We start from the raw sequence: 17,863 nt of genomic DNA on the forward strand, positions 1-17,863 counted from the left end.
TAAGTGCAGAATGCGCGTTACATCCTGCGGTCGCGCATCAATTATTCAGGCCAGTTCAGCGTTTGTAACCCCACGCTGAACAACGGCATTCAATGCACAAAAACAGCAATGCACAAAAACAGCAAACCCCGCCAGTAGGCAGGGTTTTATAATTTATTTCTTACGAGCGTTAATACGCATGATTAGAATCATACAGGACACGTTTATGCAAAGTCAACAGCGTCATGCAAAAAGTTATCGTCATTTATCCGGGCGCATCAATAAGAGGTCACCTTCTCGAATTCTGACGCAGCATGTTTCTCTTCTTTATGAAGCGTATCCACTAGCCTTTCAAAGAAAGGCTTCCAGTTGCGTGACCATGACGACTGATGAAGGTCTGGTAAATACGTCAGGATGGCGCGATGGACCGTTGCAGAAGAAACAGTCGAAAATCCATGGCCATTGCAACGCTTGCATGTTTTGAACACGGGAGCCCCCTTTTCTTTCGTCGCCTTACGGTCGAGTATCTCGCCTTTACCGCCACAGCGACATCGGGCGCTTAGTAGGCCTTTGCCCTCGCAGGCTTCGCATTTGACCGGGAAAATCTCCGTTACCTCTGTCCATTTTTCCCAGTCGGACGGATGAACCGCGCGGGATCGGCTGGCCCAGTAAGGCGCCTTTCCCCACGGATAAGAGACTTTGCGTGTGACCTGCGTCCTGGTCGTTTTTCCGGTACCATTGCAACTGGAGCAGGTTGCGTCACTTGCCGCCGAACGTGAGTAATCCGCGAAAGCGAATTGTGCCAGCAACAACATACAATGACAGAATTGCCCGCCAGCCGCCTTTCGGACATTCTTCGGTGCAATCTCCATTGCGTGCCGTACCAGCATCTGCACCGCCAGTTGCTCATCAGATTTGCTAACGCCAGCTTTACCCAAAAAAGCGGCAAGTCCAAAGCGTGCCCGTGTGCTGGTGGTACCCATGGCAGCTTTAACATCAGTACCAGTAAGACGATCCGGAGAAGTCCCTTTTATGCTGTCGCTAATCTGCATACCCTGAGGGCTAAAATGTTTGAGTGATGATTCCAGTTTCATTTTAAAAACCCCTTCTCTCCAGATTTACTGAGTGCGAAAAATCCCCTCGGCGTGCCGAAGGTTTCTGCGATGCGATAATGCGCCGGAGCGCCGGTACTGGGATTGAAATTACAGAGACCAGGAGTGCGGACGTTGAGTGCGCGCCCGTACACGTATTTGGTGAGATCGATTTTTTTCATGCGGCGTAATCCAGCAACTGAGCGGCGGCGTTTTCAGCGGCCTGCGGTGTGGGAAATGCCCGAAACGCGTCGAAGGATTTCACCAGACTGCTATTTCTGGCGCGTATCCCGGCTTGTTCGCGAAGATATTGCTCTGCTAATTGCAGAAGGGTTTTCTCATGCCCGGCATGGTGTGCGACGAGCTGTACATAACCTCGAAGCAGCTTTTCATCGGCCGAAAAAATTGCACCGCCGCCAGGCTGCCAGTAATCAAAGCCCAGGTTAAGGAGCGCAAAGAATTTCCGGTGAAACGCCGGGTTACGCGCTTGCCTGAAATCAGCATACAAAACAGCACCCGGTTTAACCTTTGAATTGATAAAGGCCCGTGTGTCGGGTGTAGCGGGAATTAATACCCCGCCAGTAGATTTGATAAAGCTATACTGCGCCATCGGTTCCCCCGTTAACGCAGCAGTTGTTCAGTAAGTGGTTACCGGTTGTTCAGGCCAGCCCACATTTTATACCTTAACGCACCCGTTTTTAGTGATCGTGTAACCAGCCATTTTTGCTATTTCAATCAGAGCATTAAGTGATGCCACATATTCATTTTCGTGCACCTGGCGCACGCTGCAGATAACACCGTTTTTACACGTTATAAGGACACGTCCATCCGCTGGGAGTTGCTCTGTTACCTCCTCAATTTCAATCACGTGTCACCTCAGAGTACTGTATATAATAACAGTATTTATACTCTCCAATCATCCGTAGTGCAAATACTTAGGATCACTATTTCTGGAAAATTTACAAAATTTCCTTTTATTACCAAAAGGTTAACAAACCGCCTGTGATGGCGGTTTTATCATGATTTTCTGACAGGTTATGACATCAGGCTGCGATTTCTTTAGCAGAACACACCTCAGGCAGAGTGGTTGTAACCTGTGGCGCAGCAAACGGGGGCGGTGCCGGAACCAACACGGAGCGGCTGCGGGCGCGTGCACCGGCCTTCATGTGCCACACAATGACATGGGTCCAGTCGCAACCGTCGTCGGCGTATTTGGTGCGATCAACATAGATAATAGCGGTCATCGTCTTTCCTCGGTTTGGTCAATAGCGCTGGTCAGGCGCGGTTAAAAGGCTTCTTTGCTGTACTTCTGGTCGTAACGGTATGGCTTTTTAGGATGACTTGCCTCCAGTTGGCTGCGGGTTTTCTCTCTTGCGCAATGCTGATCAATGGGCAGGAAATGCCCGTTACGAAATTCCTGATAAATCACTGTCCCGGCTGCGCTAAAGCGGGATTTTCCAAGGATGACCTCCGCAACGTTAGTTGGTGGCTTATCCAGGGTGTAAACGTCCTCGCGGTATAAAAACAGAATGCTGTCAGCGTCCTGCTCGATAGAGCCAGAATCGCGAAGATCAGACATGACCGGACGGCGCTGTGCCGCCGGGCGCGTGTCCACGGCGCGGGATAACTGGCTCAGGGCAAATACCGGGGTATGCAGGCGCATCGCCATGGTTTTCAGGCTTCGGGAAATGTGCGCGACGGCGAGATCGTGACGCTCGGCTTTGGGCTTTTTAATCAGGCCCATGTAATCGACCATGATCATGGACAGATGCGGATAACGCCGTTTATGGGTTTCGGCGATAGCCCGGATTTGCTCAACGGTGAGATCCGTTGCATCAACAATCCATATATCCCTGTTATTCAGTAGCTCCAGCGCGCTTGTCAGTTGCGCCCAGTCCCCATCCTCCATATCTTTCGGATTACGCAGGCGCGAAACTGACATATTCCCGGTGCCCGCGATCGAACGCTCAACAATTTGCCCGGCATGCATTTCCATACTGAAAACCAGCGCGCCTCCGCCACGTCCGGAGACCGCATGAACAATGTTCAGACTGAATTCGGTTTTGCCCATACCCGGGCGGCCAGCAACAACCACTAAATCGGTGGTGTTAATGCCGCCTGTCGCCCGATCCAGGTCTTCTATACCTGTCATTAAATTGCGGGTTTCAGCATCACCATTTATCCGTTTTTGAACCGTATTCATGTAGCGCGGCAACAGATCCTGGATGTGCACCGGCTGAACATGGCCGGTGTCGGCGGTCATATCCAGCAACTGCGCGATAGTGTTCTCTGTTATCTGGTCACGCTGGTCCTGATTGACGGCATTGCGTATGCCGTCAGCACCATCCTGCAGCAAGCGTGCCATTTCTCGACTACGCCATGCCTTAACCATTTTTGCGGCGTATCCCTTGAGGTTCGGCACAGTAGCGGGTTGTTTGCAGATTTCCGCCAGGTTACCCAGGGTCCCCTGCCCGCCCAGCGCCTCACTCACAAACAGCAGGTCGATCATGCCGTCCGTCAGTGCCTGTTTTTTTATCTCAGCAAATGCCCGGCGGTAAAATCCAGTGCTGAATGCCGTGTCTGGCGTCGTGGCTATAACGTCAAACGCGTCTGGCGTTGCGCCGCCGTTCAGCAGCCCGGCCAGCACGATTGATTCCAGTTCCTGCGGCGTCACAGTGCCCCCTCACGTGTTTTGCGGAGCGTTTCAGGCTTCATTAGGTAGTCAAAGCTGGCACGCCAGCCGTCGTCGTGTTCACCACCGAAATAAAAATCAGAAGCGGTTTCACGGAATCTCTCGAAGTAACCCAGGAATGCCCCGGTTGTCTGGTTTTTCATGTGCGCAGCCAGACGGATAATTGAGCGACGACGGTCGGCGTCCAGTTCTGCTATCGGCATAAGCCCGGCAAAAATTTGATTGAAACCCTCCATGACAGCCGCCGGGTCAATGTTTGCCTCAGTAATGGCCCATTTTTCAGCGTCAGCGATATATCCATCGAACCGGTTCACGCGGCAAATATTCACCGGTTTTGGTAAGCCGCTACCGCGTCGATTCCAGGTTGCCAGCACCCAGCGAATAACCAGTCTGATGTCGTCCAGGCTATATGCTGTCCGGGTGCTTGTCGGTGTCAGCAATACAACGAACGGTTTCATGTCACGGCAGCGGGTCTCTGTTTTGGCGTTGTAGTAGTCCAGGGCTTTTTGAGCGTCAGCGTGAATTCCCATATCCTCCTCCTGCTGGGGATAAGGGGGATCTTTTGGATCAATGGATGATTCAGAATAGTGACCGATTCTGGTGCCACCAGCTGGCATAGGGGGAGTGCTTCCTGGCGGCATACCTGTGTCTTCTTGTGGCACAGGGGGTATGCTTTTTCGCGGCACAGGTTTATCAAGATTTAACGTATAAATGTTTGATGCATTGCCCTTTCCATTTTTAACGCCTGGACGATTAAATTTTTGTAGTAAGCCCATTTCAATCAGGGCTTCAACATGTTCGCGCACGGCACTACGACTGCATTCACAGTGATCGGCAATATGTTGGTACGACGGCCAGCATTCACCGTTGTCGTTGGCGTTATCAGCCAGCTTGATAAGGACCAGTTTACGAATTGGGTTGCCCGTTTTAATGCTCATGGCGCGGGCTGTTAGCGTCATGCTCATCGTTAGATCCCCAACAATTCAGCCTGGTATCGGCCCACGTGTTCATCATTAGCTGTAGACAGGCGTTGTCTACGAGTTTCAGCTTTTCGCGATCCAGGGGCGTCCTGGTTTTCCGCGTAAATCTGCACCGCATAAATTTCCTCTTCGTCAGAAATAAATACCGGCTCAGCATTCAGGCGAAAGCCATTAAGCCATGTAAGACATTGTGTTTGCATTGGTCTTTCCTCGGCACAGTTAAACGCTGGTCAGGCGCTGTGTTTCCTACTGGGTCTGTAAGGCGCATGCAACGTGCTGCGGTCGGCCTCTCGCATCGAACAGCAGCGCAACAATCGCTGCCGCAAATTTTTTAATTGCCACGCAGATCAAATACTGGGCGGTCATTCCCAGTCTGCCAGCTCCTGTTGCTAAGCTGCATCATGGGTTGAATGGCTGCGATTTTTGTAAGCCTCAGGGTCATATTTCAAAATCCCTTCTGTGATCAGCGCTAATCGAGCGGCCTTACCTTCTGGCACCAACTCACCCCATGCATATACGGTCGGTGCTTTCACACCGGCGGCCTCAGCAAGCTTTTTCTTACTACCGAAATGGTTGATCGCTTCTCTTGTTAACATGTCTCCTCCCGTTTGTTAGATTTTCCTAACAAACTAGGTGTTCGAGATAACGAAGTCAAGGGAATTTAGAATTATCTAACTATGACGATGCCAGGTGAGCGCATTAGAGCGCGCAGAAAAGAATTGAATCTTACCCAGAGGGCGTTAGCCAAGCTGGTTAAAGTCGCGCATGTTACTATTTCACAATGGGAAACTGGAGATAGTGAACCGGGGGGCAAGAACCTCTTTTCCCTTAGTTCGGCCCTGCAATGCTCACCTACATGGATTCTTTACGGCGACGAAAACAGCGCCCCCGGCGACCCCATTCCCCCGCAAAATCAGCTAAACGAGAGTGAAAAAGAGCTGTTATCGCTATTCGCATCCCTTCCCGAGTCTGAAAAAGAGCGACATTTGTCCGACTTGCGTGAAAAAGTGGCAGAGTTCAATCGGTTGTTCGAAGAATTGCTCAAAGCAAGAAACAATAAATAATTAGTTATTTTTCAATCACATAACTTTATCTTTACTCGCAATGTTCGTTTTATCTAATTTTAAAGTTGCATAAAGTGTTAGATGTATCTAAATTAATCATACCAACAACGCACTAACCACGCGGCAGTTGTTCAGTAAAACGTTCTGACAGTCTGGAAAGACAGACAAAGGATCCGAGGTAAGATCCGGAGTGAATTGCAGTTGCACTGACAGCAATCAGAAGATAAGCACCTGACACCACAACCTTGAAGATGTAAAAAAGCCCACCGAAGTGGGCTCTTTTACCCCGAGCGGAGACCAATCCATCGGGTAGTGGCAACGGGAGACCAATCCCGCGCCGAGGAAAGACCAACGACTATGCCGTGGCCCGGCTGAAAGTATATCACAGGAGTCGCTATGGAAGCGCACACCACCACGCTTTCAACTCATCTGTATTTAAACCCGCACGCCAGAAACAAGCTTATGGTCTCCATGACGGATATGTGCAGTCCGATGCCGCAAGACATGTGCCACATCCCGTTTTAGCCGCGCCTGACCAGCGCAAATCCATCAATTGAGGAAAGACCATGATCAGTTTTAACGCATTATTTGAGTCCAAAAAGTTGACGCGGCAAGCTGATGGGCTGGATGCAGGTGTCTGATAAGGGGAGTTTGATTCAGCAGGCCAAAACAGAAAGTCAGGCGCTGAACTACAACCGAAGAGTGCAAAGCAGTCTGAGACGTGATCGCGCGGTTATTGGGGAAAATCACTGTTAAGGCAAATGGCGGGGTGAGCTATTCTTCTCGAAAAGTCTTTTTATTCTTCGCCTCAAAAACAAAGGGCTTACCTAATGGTAAGCCCTTGTTTAATCTGGCGGAAGCGCAGAGATTCGAACTCTGGAACCCTTTCGGGTCGCCGGTTTTCAAGACCGGTGCCTTCAACCGCTCGGCCACACTTCCGGAATGAGGCGCACTATAAACATCCCCGATGCATCTGTAAAGCCCTGAAATGTTCATATGCCTGAAAAACAGCCAAATGTGTGTTAATCGCCTGAAATAACAACACACTGACCATTTTACAGCCGTTTTTTTATGGCGACAGCACCTCAATGTTTTTTGATGTACATATCCTTCGTTAAATAATACCCGAGCCTGTCCGGGTCAAACCCGCCGACCCACGGCTTCACAAGATGCACGCGGACATAATGGTAAACCGGGATCGCCGGAACATCTTGCCCCAGGAAATCTTCCGCCTGCTGGTAATATTTGCTTCGCTCGGCGAGATTGCTTGCTTTGGCAGCATTTCGTAATGCGTCATCGTAAGCCGGATTACTGTACTGCGAGGTATTCTCGCTATCGCCTGTACGGAAGTTATTCAAAAAGGTTGCGGCATCATCATAGTCGGCATTCCAGGCATAGCGAACCAGATCAAAATGACCGGTATGCATGGCATCAAGCATCGTTTTCCACTCCTGGTTTTGCAGCTTTGCCTCTACTCCCAGGTTTTTCTTCCACATCGAACTAACGGCAATCGCGATGCGCTGATGGGTCTCCATGGTGTTATAAAGCAGATTAAACGACAGTGGATGCGCCTCATTAAACCCGGCTTCATTGAGCAATCGCTTCGCTTCTGCAATCCGTTGTTCCTGTGGCCAGGCGGCGTAATCCGGTGCGGATAAAGTTACTCCACCAATTTCTGGCTGGCTGATTAACCAGGCAGGACGCTGCCCCTGCCCCATCACCTTATCGGCAATAATATCTTTATCCAGCGCCATATTGAGCGCCCGACGTACGCGCGGATCGTTGAACGGTGCTTTAGTGGTATTGAATTCGTAGTAATAGGTCGCCAGCAACGGCGAAACGTTGACCTGATCGCCGAGCGTCTTTTTCAACTGGGCAAACTGATTTACCGGCACGGTATAGGTGATATCTATCTCACCGGCTTTATAACGGTTTACATCGGCGGTTTCAGAAGAGATGGGCAGATACGTCACTTTATTGACGACCGTCGCGCTATTATCCCAGTAGCGCGTATTGCGTACCGCGACGATACGCTCATTGACTACCCAGTCGCTAAGTTTGTAGGCGCCGCTGGTAACAATATGTTCAGGCTTGGTCCATTTTTCGCCAAAGCGGTTGATCAGTATTTTATCGACCGGCACCATTGCCGGATGCCCCAGCATAGCGAGGAAAGCCGCCGTCGGCTGCGTCAGGCGAACCTCCAGGGTATTATCATCCAGCGCCTTGACACCCAGTGTCTCGGGCGCTTTTTTTCCAAGAGCAATGTCGGCGGCATTTTCTATATGCATGTTGCCGGGGTAGCTGGCATAGGGAGACACGGTTTTCGGATCGACGAGTCGCTGCCAGCTCCAGACGAAATCTTTTGCCGTAATGGCCGTGCCATCAGACCATGTCACGTCAGGGCGCAAATGAAACACCCATACCGTGTTGTCTTTGTTTTCCCATGATTGCGCGAGACGAGGCTCAACAGAGCCATCTTTTTTTACCGCAACAAGTCCATCGAATAAATCTCTGATAATCCCGAATTCGACATCGCTTTCTACTTTATGCGGATCGAGAGACGCAGGTTCGCTACCATTGTTACGCACCAGCTCCTGCTGGGCCGCCAACTCAGTTCCTGCGGGAACTGTCGCCGCGCTTAACGACGCGGAGGCGCTCATAATGCCTAACGCTAAGGCGCTTAGGGTAATACGGGTAAAATATCGTGATTTCATCTTTTTTGCCCTGATTATATTCCTGATGACGACGCGACTTCTTTCTTAGCGCGCTCAAGTCATCAGAGCAATATTTTTCAGTGACATATAAGACACTGGTATGGTTATTTTCTTCAAATGCGCGCTTATGCTTAATTTTTGAGCATTTGAAGCATATTTAACCAAATGGATTTGCTTGCTTTTTGAGTAAAGATGGGTAAAACAACTTTGTAAGGAAACGGGGATTTCCTATCCTCGACATTTAATGACATCTGTTATGTTAAAAGAGAGTGCCTCATGGATCGTATTATTACCTCTTCGCGCGACCGTTCATCGTTGCTTAGCACCCATAAAGTGCTGCGCAATACCTATTTCTTACTGAGCCTGACGCTGGCTTTTTCCGCCATCACGGCAACCGCAAGCACCGTGCTGATGCTGCCCTCTCCGGGCTTAATTCTGACGCTGGTTGGGATGTACGGCCTGATGTTCCTGACCTATAAAACGGCGAACTCACCAGCGGGTATTTTTTCGGCCTTCGCTTTTACCGGCTTCCTGGGTTACATCCTGGGACCAATCCTGAACGCTTACCTGTCTGCGGGCATGGGCGATATCATCGGCCTGGCGCTCGGGGGGACCGCACTGGTGTTCTTCTGCTGCTCAGCATATGTGCTGACAACGCGCAAAGACATGTCCTTCCTCGGCGGTATGCTGATGGCCGGTATTGTGATTGTGCTGGTCGGGATGGTTGCCAATATCTTCCTGCAACTTCCGGCGCTGCATTTAGCTATTAGCGCAGTGTTCATCCTGATTTCCTCAGGCGCAATCCTGTTTGAAACCAGCAACATCATTCACGGCGGCGAAACCAACTATATTCGCGCAACCGTGAGCCTGTATGTGTCGCTTTACAACATCTTTGTAAGCCTGCTGAGCATTCTGGGCTTCGCCAGCCGCGACTAATCGCGTCATCGTGCATTACCAGGGCCCCGCTTATGCGGGGCTTTGTTTTTTGCTACACTCCCCGCGTTATTGACTCACCTTGCGAACGACCATGATCTTTGACGGTAAAGAAATTGAAACCGATAGCGAAGGCTATCTGAAAGACACGACTCTGTGGAATGAAGCACTGGCGTCGGCGATTGCCGAAAATGAAGGTATCACCCTCGCAGAAGAACACTGGGAAGTGGTGCGCTTTGTGCGCGAGTTTTATCTGGAATTCAATACGTCGCCCGCCATTCGCATGCTTGTAAAAGCGATGGCTAACAAATTTGGTGAAGAAAAAGGCAACAGTCGTTATCTGTATCGCCTCTTCCCGAAAGGACCGGCAAAGCAGGCAACAAAAATTGCCGGCCTGCCAAAACCGGTAAAGTGCATTTAATAGCGAATCCCAAAATTCGTCCATTCTCTGCCGGGTTGATGAGGCTCTGTTAAGACCTTTTCAACCCTGGCGCTGCGCGGTCCACCGGCTTTCAGCCAGGTAATGAGTTGCTCCACTTTCTCGTTATCGCCACAAGCGACAACCTCTACACTGCCGTCGTCCATATTGCGCGCGTAACCGGTTACCCCCAGACGCTGCGCCTCACGTTGCGTGCTATAACGAAACCCGACGCCCTGGACCATGCCATGAACCCAGCATATTACGCAATTCGATGTTGTCTCGTTCGCCATAACCACCACCTCACACGCAGAATTAGTCTCTCTTTTAATAGTAGAAACGTTAATCATCAGCGTACAGTTTTAGGTAAACATCCATAATGCTCGCGGAACCTGGCAGTAAAACGCGAACCCGAAAGATACCCACAGCGTGAAGCTATTTCGCCAATAGGCAAGGTAGTGGATTGTAGCTGTGACAAGGCAAGCGACATGCGAACCTCTTCGACAATTTGCCGGTAACTTTGAAACTCATCTTTAAGCCGTCTGCGTAAAGTGGATTCGCCAATAGCAAGTTGCCCTGCTATCTCTTGCACACTCCAGTTTTTTGCGGGAGATAACATGACAATTTGTCGCACCTGCTCGGTCAGACTATAACGACGCTCAATCAGAAGTGGACCCGCAACCCCCTCTTCAAGCAGTGCTAACAAAAGCCCCATCGCCTGATGTTTTTGTAATTTTTCCGGAAAATCATGGCGAACCGCATGCAATAAATTGTCCCACATAAATGCCAGATCATGACTTAGAGGAGCGCATACGGACACAGGCCTGGCGGCAGGGAAATCGCGTACATATTGTGTTTTAAACTCTGTGAGCAGATCGGGCGATAATACTAATAAATCGGAGTGAAACTGGCCATGTACTGGCTGATTAATGATTTCGAGAGAGGTATTTGCCGGAACAATAATAAGCTCATCAGGTGTCGCGACAACCCGATTATCTTCCTGAATAATAACTTTGCTTCCCTGAGTAATATGGCAAATGGCAGCACTGAAAAGCTTTACACGATGCAGACGATGCAGATGGTTCGAACGGACTTCTGCCGCCGTTAACGTTTTATGCTGAAACTGGACTTTCTGCACCGTGTCACCTTTATCTTCCGTAGGTTGCTGTGAAACTCGCTTTTGCAATGACATTACTGTTGAGCATATAGCCAACCAGAGCACCACTTGCATTGCTATCGATGGGCAGTTTATCAGTACTCAGTGCCCATACGGTGAATTGATACGGATGCGGTTTATCGCCGACAGGAGGACATGCCCCCCCAAAGCCCGCATAGCCATAATCGTTTCGCCCCTGAACTGCCCCGTCAGGCAACATAGGGCTCTTTTCATCTCCCGCGCCCGTTGGGAGTGTTTGTGTTTTCACCGGTATGTTCACCACCGTCCAGTGCCACCAGCCGCTTCCCGTCGGGGCTGAGGGATCATAAACGGTTATCGCAAAACTTTTGGTTCCTGCTGGTGGATTATGCCAGCCCAGTTGCGGAGATGTATTGCCGCCATGACAACCAAATCCCGCAAAAACCTGTTGTTCTGTTAAACGATGGTTCTGAATATCCGCACTGCTGAGGCTAAACGTCTCAGCCGCGAAGGCATTAACGCTCCCGGCGGCCAAAAAAATTAAGACGGTGAAGGTGATTTTTTTCATTGTATTTCCTCGTTGATGTTGAGAAATACAATTTAAGATTTAGCGTGCGCAGACGTTGTGCCTGAACGTTTTGTTTTTGTGCCGAAACGCTCACCCCATCAGGCGGGTGCCTGGCCCGGACATGTGTGCTACCCTACGCGCCGTTTAATTATCAAGAGCCGGGCCGATATCCCCCGGTTAATATTGACGTTCGTCAGAGGTTCCCCGGTATGACCGAATCTACAAGTGCAAGGTTTCCCCGTTTAGTGTTAGCCAAAGGGCGCGAGAAGTCCTTGCTGCGCCGCCATCCCTGGGTGTTCTCCGGCGCCGTAAGCCGTATGGAAGGAAAAGCCCGTCCCGGTGAGACTATCGACATTGTCGATGCGCAGGGTAAATGGCTGGCGCGCGGCGCCTTTTCGCCGGAATCGCAAATTCGCGCTCGCGTCTGGACTTTCGACAAAGACGAGCTCATCGACATCGCGTTTTTTACCCGCCGCCTGCAGCAGGCACAGCAATGGCGTGACTGGCTGGCAGAGCGCGACGGGCTGGACAGTTACCGTCTGATTGCAGGTGAATCCGATGGTTTACCGGGCGTTACCATTGACCGCTTCGGTAATTTCCTGGTACTGCAATTGCTTAGCGCTGGTGCTGAATATCAGCGCGCTGCCATTATCTCTGCGCTGCAGACACTCTACCCGCAATGCTCCATCTACGATCGCAGCGATGTTGCGGTACGTAAAAAAGAGGGGCTGGCGCTCGCGCAGGGTCCGGTTGTGGGAGAGTTGCCGCCTGATCTGCTGCCAATCCAGGAAAATGGCATGAAGCTGTATGTCGACATTAAGGCCGGCCACAAAACCGGCTATTACCTCGATCAACGCGACAGCCGCCTGGCAACCCGCCGTTACGTTGCCGACAAGCGCGTCCTTAACTGTTTCTCTTATACGGGTGGTTTCGCCGTGTCCGCTCTGATGGGCAATTGCCGTCAGGTGGTGAGTGTGGATACCTCCCAGGAAGCGCTGGACGTTGCCAAAAAGAACGTTGAGTTAAACAAGCTTGACCTCAGCAAGGCTGAGTTCATTCGTGATGACGTTTTCAAACTGTTACGCAAATATCGCGATCAGGGCGAGACGTTTGATGTCATCGTCATGGATCCACCAAAATTCGTAGAAAATAAGAGTCAGCTTCAGGGCGCATGTCGTGGCTATAAGGATATCAACATGCTCGCTATCCAACTGTTGAACCCCGGCGGCGTGTTACTGACTTTCTCCTGCTCCGGCCTGATGACCACAGATTTATTTCAGAAAATCATCGCCGACGCCGCAATAGATGCTGGCCGTGATGTACAATTTATAGAGCAGTTCCGTCAGGCCGCCGATCACCCGGTGATCGCTCCCTACCCGGAAGGACTGTACCTTAAAGGGTTTGCCTGTCGCGTCATGTAACTTGATTTTTGGAGCCTTGCCCGCATATCTGCGGTCATATACAGGTTCCCGGGAGGTGACAATGATTGCCAGCAAATACGGTATTGGTCAGCAGGTTCGCCACTCGCTGCTGGGCTATCTTGGCGTAGTGGTGGATATTGACCCTGAGTATTCACTCGACGAACCGTCAGTCGACGAGCTGGCGGTTAACGATGAACTCCGGGCTGCGCCCTGGTACCATGTGGTGATGGAAGATGATGACGGCCAGCCGGTACACACCTATCTGGCCGAAGCACAACTGACCAGTGAAATTCAGCAAGAACATCCTGAACAACCTTCGATGGATGAGCTGGCGCGGACGATCCGCAGGCAACTGCAGGCACCCCGCCTGCGTAACTGACAACACCCCGCAATGCGGGGTGTTTTTATTTTGCGAGTCCTAACCGCGGGATTTCAATAGCCGGACATCTGTCCATCACGACCTTCAATCCCGCCTCACTGGCCAGCACGGCGGCCTGTTCGTTGATTACGCCAAGCTGCATCCATAATGTTTTCGCGCCGATGGCAATAGCTTCCTGGGCAACGCCCCATGCCGCTTCGGAATTACGAAATACGTCAACCATATCCACTTTTTCCGGCACATCAGCCAGCGTGGCATATCCTTGCTGCCCCAGAAGCGTTGCACCGGCTACTTTCGGTGATACCGGAATAACGTGGTAACCCTGGTCAAGCAAATACTTCATGACCCGGTAACTCGGCCGGTCAGGTTTGTCACTCGCCCCCACCAACGCGATGGTACGTGTCGATTTCAGGATCTCGGCGATATCGGTCTCTTTCATGGTTTCCTCCAGCGGTTTTCCAAAGTGTATGTCAAACATTGCGCTACAACCATGTATCCCATACAGAAGTATGAGTGCGAGAACAGGTTATATGTCTATAAGTTAATAAATAAATTGAAATGTGAATTTGCAATGAGAACAGAGGAGCGTGCAATGAAGTGCGGGTGGACAGTATTCATTATCACGTGTTTGATACCGGTTAATGTACTGGCCACGTCGCTTCGTCTGTCTGGCGATATCGACCTGTTGGTTCTTGATGGTAAAAAGGTGTCCAGCTCACTGCTTCGCGGCGCGGAAAGTATAGAACTGGAAAACGGCGTTCATCAGGTGGTTTTCCGGGTTGAAAAAAATATGGAGCCCGGCAACCACGAATCCCGGCTATTTATTTCCGTACCGTTGATTGCCACCTTCGATACGCAGCGCATCAGCCAGGTCAACTTCAACCTTCCCCCTATAGACACGCAAAAGGCAGCCGAGGCGTTTAACGCCACGCCGCATCTGGCTCTACTGGATGGCAACGCCACACCGATTCCGGTAAAACTCGATATCCTTGAGATCAGTGCAAACGGGAAAGTCATTGACTATGAACGTGAGACAGAGCATTACAACAAAGCGGGGAAATATGCTTCGCTACCCAAATTTGCGAAGACGATGGCCGATGACAGCACCTTACTCTCTGGCGTTTCAGAACTGGATACCCCGCAGACACAATCGCAAACCCTCACAGAACAGCGCCTGAGGTTCTGGTACCAACAGGCCGACCCGCAAACCCGTGACCGTTTTATGCAATGGATTAAGCAACAACCCCCGTCATGATCCGCGCCAGTTAACATTGCGCGCATTCGCGCATAATTTTTTACGCCATTCTCTTGCAGCATCAGGCGCTTCCAGTAATCTGTAGCGAAAATACTTTGACGGAATCGGATTATGGAACTGACAACACGCTCCTTACCCGTGCGTAAGCACATCGCACTGGTTGCGCATGACCATTGCAAGCAGATGCTGATGACATGGGTTGAACGCCATCAGCCAAAACTGGCTAACCACGTTCTCTATGCCACCGGGACAACCGGGAACCTGATTCAGCGGGCTACTGGTCTTGAAGTGAATGCCATGCTAAGCGGCCCGATGGGGGGTGATCAGCAGGTTGGGGCGCTCATTTCGGAAGGCAAAATTGATGTGCTGATTTTCTTCTGGGATCCGCTGAACGCAGTGCCGCACGACCCGGATGTTAAGGCGTTGCTGCGTCTGGCGACCGTGTGGAATATTCCGGTCGCCACGAACCTTTCCACTGCTGATTTCATCATCCAGTCTCCCGGTTTCGCAGAAAGCGTCGAAATCCTGATCCCGGATTACCAGCGCTACCTCGCTGAACGTCTGAAATAGTCTGTGCGGGCGGCTGATGCCGCCTGCTCTCAGGGTTTCCTCGCCACCGGCACATTAAGCTGCCTGAGCGCCTCAACGAATCGCGACGGGTTGTCTTTATCAAACAGCAGCCAGACGCGTTTACGTGCTCGAGTGATAGCGACATACAACAAGCGGCGCTCTTCGGCATCAGGAAAATCTTCCGGTACCGGCAACAGCGCCTCCTCCATAATGGACTCACGGGCGGGGGCCGGGAAACCGTCCTGCCCTTCGTGTAACCCCAGCACAATGACATATTCCGCCTGCTGACCTTTACTGGCATGAATGGTCATAAAATCGAGCTGCAGTTTTGGCCAGCGCGTGGCGGCTTTCTCAAGGCTGGCGGGCTTACCATGGTGATAACGCGCCAGCACCAGAATACGATCCTCCTGGGTAGCGTAGCCGCTGAGCTTATCGAGAAGCGCATCCAGTTGGTCCGCCGCCAATAATGTCACCGCGTTTTTATCGCCGGCGCTCAGGCTGTTAAGAGGTTTATTGAGCTGGTGCGGATTCTGCTGGATAAATCCATTGGCGACTTCACCAATGCGCGTATTGAAACGATAGGTTGTATCCAGCGCGCACAGATCGCCTTCGCCAAAATAGTCATGAAACGCCGTGGTCAGCGAGAGTTGCGCGCCGCTGAAACGGTAAATAGCCTGCCAGTCATCACCCACCGCAAACAAAGTGGTTTGTGAATTCTGCCGCCGTAATGCTGCCAGCAGCGCGGCGCGTTGCGGCGAGATGTCCTGAAACTCATCCACCAGGATATGCTTCCAGGGGCTGACAAAACGCCCTTTATCCAGCACGTTAATCGCCTGATGAATCAATCCGGAAAAATCGACGGCGTTTTCCGCTTTGAGCGCGGTTTTCCAGGCTTTCAGCAGGGGTGCCATCAGTTTGACCCGCTTGCTGAACAGCGTGCGTACCTCTTCCGGCGCCGCATCAATCATTTCAGTCTGACTGCCACCATGCATACGCATCAGGCTGACCCAGCGATCCAACCGGGGCCCCATCCGACGCCGCAGTTTCTCATCGTCCCAGAAGTTGCCTTCCGGAACCTGCCACTGCAGCTCCTCTTCCAGCCACTGTCGCCAGCCTTTAGCCTGCGCCTTTTTCTCTGCGCACTGAGTTTGCCAGGCTTTAAGCAATAACGTTTGTCGTGCGCTGGTGTCGCTCTCAAGTTTGCTAATTTCCGGCGCTTTTTTTCCACCCTGCTGGATGATGTATAACGCCAGCGCATGAAACGTACGTGCAGTGATGTCATCCGTATGCAACCGCTCACGAATACGCTCATCCATCTCTTGCGCGGCTTTTCGACCAAAGGCCAACAGCAGGATCTGATCCGCTGATGCTTCGCCGCGCAGCAGCAGCCAGCCTGCGCGAGCCACCAACACCGAGGTTTTTCCACTGCCTGCCCCGGCGAGCACCAGCAGCGCGTTTTCACCATTGACCACCGCCCTTGCCTGCGCCGGGTTGAGCGGAGAACTTTCGATATTTTTAAAAAAGGCCTCGTACTGGACCAGCATTTTGTCGGTCCAGTCCTGATTGTGTTTGGCGCGTCCAGCCTCTGTATCTTTTAACCAGGCCTGACATTGCCGCCACAGGTCCCGACAGTTAGCAAAAGAGTCAAGGCGGCTGGTAGGAACAGGCAACGCATCGAACGCCTTGTGGAGCTGTTGCTGAACACCTTTAAGCTGCGCGCGAGTGAGCCATTTTTCCTGATCCATACGTCCGGAAATGTCAGCGAGTTGTTCGGAGAGCACCCCCGCAGCCACCTCGCTCATCTCGGTGCTCCACGCCACCCAGCGTTCATTCAGATGCTGATAAAAGCGCTGTGTTTCATTCCATTCAGTCCCGTGCAAACGAACGACTTTATTATCTGCCAGAACAAATTCCAGCTCGCCCCATACCAGGCCGCGCTTGCACTCAATTGCCAGCAGCTGATTAAAGGGAATAAGGTATTCATGTCGATCACCTGAAACCTTCACGCCCGCATTGAGGATGACTACTCGATCATATGGATGCTGCGCCAGCCGCTTTCCCAATGAAGTCGCTTTTAGTTCCATCACACATCCTTTTTCAGCTTATGACTGTGATTGCCAGTTTAACCGCCAGAGAATACGTGCTCCAGCCAAAAAAATCGTTACAATTGTCAGGTCAATTCCCTGACAGAATAGCATTGAGGTAATATGCGTACCGTTCTGAATATATTGAACTTTGTCCTTGGCGGTTTTGCCACCACACTCGGCTGGCTATTAACAACGATTTTGAGTGTTGCATTGGTTATTACCCTGCCGCTTACGCGCTCCTGTTGGGAAATCACTAAATTGTCGCTGATCCCCTGGGGCAACGAAGCTGTGCATGTCGATGAGCTGAACCCTGACAGTAAAAATACCCTCATGAATGCTGGTGGGACCATGCTCAATATTCTCTGGTTCGTGCTGTTTGGCTGGTGGCTCTGCGTGATGCACATTATGGCCGGTATTGCCCAGTGCATGACCATCATCGGCATCCCGGTCGGTATCGCCAATTTTAAAATTGCGGCAATCGCCTTATGGCCGGTTGGCCGCCGTGTTGTGTCGGTTGAAGTGGCCCGTGCCGCGCGCGAAGCCAATGCTCGCCGTCGTTTCCCGTAAACGAGTCACG

At 51.3% G+C, this 17,863-nt stretch carries 22 protein-coding genes and 1 tRNA gene; 8 read left to right on the forward strand and 15 right to left on the reverse strand.

From position 1 onward, the window contains the following. Nucleotides 1-257 precede the first annotated feature (257 nt). The 8 genes from ABU190_RS09070 to ABU190_RS09105 form a co-directional block, all read right to left on the reverse strand. Nucleotides 258-1,073, reverse strand: coding sequence for an antitermination protein (locus ABU190_RS09070; protein WP_354691104.1), 816 nt, complete (start codon nt 1,071-1,073; stop codon nt 258-260). Continuing rightward, the gene (locus ABU190_RS09075) at nt 1,070-1,252 is read right to left on the reverse strand and encodes a nuclease domain-containing protein (RefSeq protein ID WP_354691105.1); all 183 of its coding nucleotides are present in this window, start codon (nt 1,250-1,252) and stop codon (nt 1,070-1,072) included. Before ABU190_RS09075 ends, ABU190_RS09070 begins: the two co-directional genes overlap by 4 nt. Then, entirely contained in the window at nt 1,249-1,680 is a 432-nt protein-coding gene (locus ABU190_RS09080; protein ID WP_354691106.1) for a DUF1367 family protein, read from the reverse strand. The genes ABU190_RS09075 and ABU190_RS09080 overlap by 4 nt, the downstream gene beginning before the upstream one ends. 433 nt (nt 1,681-2,113) lie before the next feature. Then, nucleotides 2,114-2,314: a hypothetical protein gene (locus ABU190_RS09085; protein WP_354691211.1), complete on the reverse strand. Its 201-nt coding sequence runs from the start codon at nt 2,312-2,314 to the stop codon at nt 2,114-2,116. Nucleotides 2,315-2,355: 41 nt separating this feature from the next. Further along, on the reverse strand, nt 2,356-3,744 hold the full coding sequence (locus tag ABU190_RS09090) for a replicative DNA helicase (RefSeq protein WP_354691107.1): 1,389 nt from the start codon (nt 3,742-3,744) through the stop codon (nt 2,356-2,358). Further along, on the reverse strand, nt 3,741-4,727 hold the full coding sequence (locus ABU190_RS09095) for a helix-turn-helix domain-containing protein (RefSeq protein ID WP_354691108.1): 987 nt from the start codon (nt 4,725-4,727) through the stop codon (nt 3,741-3,743). The genes ABU190_RS09090 and ABU190_RS09095 overlap by 4 nt, the downstream gene beginning before the upstream one ends. Nucleotides 4,728-4,729: 2 nt before the next feature. Further along, nucleotides 4,730-4,942, reverse strand: a complete 213-nt coding sequence (locus ABU190_RS09100; RefSeq protein ID WP_354691109.1) for a hypothetical protein — start codon at nt 4,940-4,942, stop codon at nt 4,730-4,732. A gap of 189 nt (nt 4,943-5,131) precedes the next feature. Then, nucleotides 5,132-5,338, reverse strand: coding sequence for a Cro/CI family transcriptional regulator (locus ABU190_RS09105; RefSeq protein WP_354691110.1), 207 nt, complete (start codon nt 5,336-5,338; stop codon nt 5,132-5,134). An 81-nt stretch (nt 5,339-5,419) separates the two neighbouring features. Between ABU190_RS09105 and ABU190_RS09110 the strand changes: the two genes are divergently transcribed. Then, nucleotides 5,420-5,806 carry a helix-turn-helix domain-containing protein gene (locus ABU190_RS09110; RefSeq protein ID WP_354691111.1) on the forward strand — a complete coding sequence of 129 codons (387 nt, stop codon included), beginning with the start codon at nt 5,420-5,422 and terminating at the stop codon, nt 5,804-5,806. A gap of 851 nt (nt 5,807-6,657) precedes the next feature. Here the strand turns inward: ABU190_RS09110 and ABU190_RS09115 are convergent. Then, nucleotides 6,658-6,745 (reverse strand) — tRNA-Ser (locus tag ABU190_RS09115). A 146-nt stretch (nt 6,746-6,891) separates the two neighbouring features. Continuing rightward, nucleotides 6,892-8,520: an ABC transporter substrate-binding protein gene (locus ABU190_RS09120; protein WP_354691112.1), complete on the reverse strand. Its 1,629-nt coding sequence runs from the start codon at nt 8,518-8,520 to the stop codon at nt 6,892-6,894. A 276-nt stretch (nt 8,521-8,796) separates the two neighbouring features. On the opposite strand from ABU190_RS09120, the gene yccA reads away from it, so the two are divergent. After that, nucleotides 8,797-9,456: an FtsH protease modulator YccA gene (gene yccA, locus ABU190_RS09125; RefSeq protein ID WP_039078599.1), complete on the forward strand. Its 660-nt coding sequence runs from the start codon at nt 8,797-8,799 to the stop codon at nt 9,454-9,456. Nucleotides 9,457-9,547: 91 nt separating this feature from the next. Beyond that, a complete protein-coding gene (tusE, locus tag ABU190_RS09130) occupies nt 9,548-9,874 on the forward strand; it encodes a sulfurtransferase TusE (RefSeq protein WP_039078598.1) in 327 nt (108 codons plus the stop codon). Here the strand turns inward: tusE and yccX are convergent. Genes yccX through ABU190_RS09145 form a run of 3 tightly spaced genes read right to left on the reverse strand, consistent with a single transcriptional unit; the run spans nt 9,871 to nt 11,574 of the window. Further along, the gene (gene yccX / locus ABU190_RS09135; protein ID WP_354691113.1) at nt 9,871-10,164 is read right to left on the reverse strand and encodes an acylphosphatase; all 294 of its coding nucleotides are present in this window, start codon (nt 10,162-10,164) and stop codon (nt 9,871-9,873) included. The two genes, tusE and yccX, sit on opposite strands and share 4 nt — an antisense overlap. A gap of 56 nt (nt 10,165-10,220) precedes the next feature. Next, entirely contained in the window at nt 10,221-11,009 is a 789-nt protein-coding gene (locus tag ABU190_RS09140; protein ID WP_354691114.1) for a helix-turn-helix transcriptional regulator, read from the reverse strand. 10 nt (nt 11,010-11,019) lie between these two features. Next, nucleotides 11,020-11,574 carry a kinase inhibitor gene (locus ABU190_RS09145; protein WP_354691115.1) on the reverse strand — a complete coding sequence of 185 codons (555 nt, stop codon included), beginning with the start codon at nt 11,572-11,574 and terminating at the stop codon, nt 11,020-11,022. A gap of 209 nt (nt 11,575-11,783) precedes the next feature. Here ABU190_RS09145 and rlmI point away from each other — a divergent pair, with 209 nt between their 5' ends. Next, a complete protein-coding gene (gene rlmI / locus ABU190_RS09150; RefSeq protein WP_354691116.1) occupies nt 11,784-12,995 on the forward strand; it encodes a 23S rRNA (cytosine(1962)-C(5))-methyltransferase RlmI in 1,212 nt (403 codons plus the stop codon). 61 nt (nt 12,996-13,056) lie between these two features. Then, nucleotides 13,057-13,374 carry a heat shock protein HspQ gene (gene hspQ / locus ABU190_RS09155; RefSeq protein WP_039078594.1) on the forward strand — a complete coding sequence of 106 codons (318 nt, stop codon included), beginning with the start codon at nt 13,057-13,059 and terminating at the stop codon, nt 13,372-13,374. A 25-nt stretch (nt 13,375-13,399) separates the two neighbouring features. On the opposite strand, the gene ABU190_RS09160 is transcribed toward hspQ, so the two are convergent. Continuing rightward, the gene (locus ABU190_RS09160; protein WP_039078761.1) at nt 13,400-13,813 is read right to left on the reverse strand and encodes a CoA-binding protein; all 414 of its coding nucleotides are present in this window, start codon (nt 13,811-13,813) and stop codon (nt 13,400-13,402) included. Nucleotides 13,814-13,966: 153 nt separating this feature from the next. Between ABU190_RS09160 and ABU190_RS09165 the strand changes: the two genes are divergently transcribed. Together ABU190_RS09165 and mgsA are read left to right on the forward strand one after the other, a co-directional pair. Beyond that, on the forward strand, nt 13,967-14,629 hold the full coding sequence (locus ABU190_RS09165; protein WP_354691117.1) for a DUF2057 family protein: 663 nt from the start codon (nt 13,967-13,969) through the stop codon (nt 14,627-14,629). Nucleotides 14,630-14,740: 111 nt separating this feature from the next. Then, entirely contained in the window at nt 14,741-15,199 is a 459-nt protein-coding gene (gene mgsA, locus ABU190_RS09170; protein ID WP_039078592.1) for a methylglyoxal synthase, read from the forward strand. Nucleotides 15,200-15,228: 29 nt separating this feature from the next. Here the strand turns inward: mgsA and helD are convergent, their stop codons facing one another. After that, complete coding sequence (helD, locus tag ABU190_RS09175) at nt 15,229-17,283, reverse strand: DNA helicase IV (protein ID WP_354691118.1); 2,055 nt, start codon at nt 17,281-17,283, stop codon at nt 15,229-15,231. A gap of 123 nt (nt 17,284-17,406) precedes the next feature. On the opposite strand from helD, the gene ABU190_RS09180 reads away from it, so the two are divergent. Beyond that, a complete protein-coding gene (locus ABU190_RS09180) occupies nt 17,407-17,853 on the forward strand; it encodes a YccF domain-containing protein (RefSeq protein ID WP_354691119.1) in 447 nt (148 codons plus the stop codon). The last annotated feature ends 10 nt before the right edge of the window (nt 17,854-17,863 follow it).

Source organism: Phytobacter sp. RSE-02, assembly GCF_040578655.1.
Lineage (GTDB): Bacteria > Pseudomonadota > Gammaproteobacteria > Enterobacterales > Enterobacteriaceae > Phytobacter > Phytobacter diazotrophicus.

Bases quoted from the DNA above. Each gene is read 5' to 3' on its own strand.
- ABU190_RS09070 (WP_354691104.1), bottom strand. From the start codon at position 1,073: ATGAAACTGGAATCATCACTCAAACATTTTAGCCCTCAGGGTATGCAG.
- ABU190_RS09075 (WP_354691105.1), bottom strand. From the start codon at position 1,252: ATGAAAAAAATCGATCTCACCAAATACGTGTACGGGCGCGCACTCAAC.
- ABU190_RS09080 (WP_354691106.1), bottom strand. From the start codon at position 1,680: ATGGCGCAGTATAGCTTTATCAAATCTACTGGCGGGGTATTAATTCCC.
- ABU190_RS09085 (WP_354691211.1), bottom strand. From the start codon at position 2,314: ATGACCGCTATTATCTATGTTGATCGCACCAAATACGCCGACGACGGT.
- ABU190_RS09095 (WP_354691108.1), bottom strand. From the start codon at position 4,727: ATGAGCATGACGCTAACAGCCCGCGCCATGAGCATTAAAACGGGCAAC.
- ABU190_RS09100 (WP_354691109.1), bottom strand. From the start codon at position 4,942: ATGCAAACACAATGTCTTACATGGCTTAATGGCTTTCGCCTGAATGCT.
- ABU190_RS09105 (WP_354691110.1), bottom strand. From the start codon at position 5,338: ATGTTAACAAGAGAAGCGATCAACCATTTCGGTAGTAAGAAAAAGCTT.
- ABU190_RS09110 (WP_354691111.1), top strand. From the start codon at position 5,420: ATGACGATGCCAGGTGAGCGCATTAGAGCGCGCAGAAAAGAATTGAAT.
- ABU190_RS09120 (WP_354691112.1), bottom strand. From the start codon at position 8,520: ATGAAATCACGATATTTTACCCGTATTACCCTAAGCGCCTTAGCGTTA.
- yccA (WP_039078599.1), top strand. From the start codon at position 8,797: ATGGATCGTATTATTACCTCTTCGCGCGACCGTTCATCGTTGCTTAGC.
- tusE (WP_039078598.1), top strand. From the start codon at position 9,548: ATGATCTTTGACGGTAAAGAAATTGAAACCGATAGCGAAGGCTATCTG.
- yccX (WP_354691113.1), bottom strand. From the start codon at position 10,164: ATGGCGAACGAGACAACATCGAATTGCGTAATATGCTGGGTTCATGGC.
- ABU190_RS09145 (WP_354691115.1), bottom strand. From the start codon at position 11,574: ATGAAAAAAATCACCTTCACCGTCTTAATTTTTTTGGCCGCCGGGAGC.
- rlmI (WP_354691116.1), top strand. From the start codon at position 11,784: ATGACCGAATCTACAAGTGCAAGGTTTCCCCGTTTAGTGTTAGCCAAA.
- hspQ (WP_039078594.1), top strand. From the start codon at position 13,057: ATGATTGCCAGCAAATACGGTATTGGTCAGCAGGTTCGCCACTCGCTG.
- ABU190_RS09160 (WP_039078761.1), bottom strand. From the start codon at position 13,813: ATGAAAGAGACCGATATCGCCGAGATCCTGAAATCGACACGTACCATC.
- ABU190_RS09165 (WP_354691117.1), top strand. From the start codon at position 13,967: ATGAAGTGCGGGTGGACAGTATTCATTATCACGTGTTTGATACCGGTT.
- mgsA (WP_039078592.1), top strand. From the start codon at position 14,741: ATGGAACTGACAACACGCTCCTTACCCGTGCGTAAGCACATCGCACTG.
- helD (WP_354691118.1), bottom strand. From the start codon at position 17,283: ATGGAACTAAAAGCGACTTCATTGGGAAAGCGGCTGGCGCAGCATCCA.
- ABU190_RS09180 (WP_354691119.1), top strand. From the start codon at position 17,407: ATGCGTACCGTTCTGAATATATTGAACTTTGTCCTTGGCGGTTTTGCC.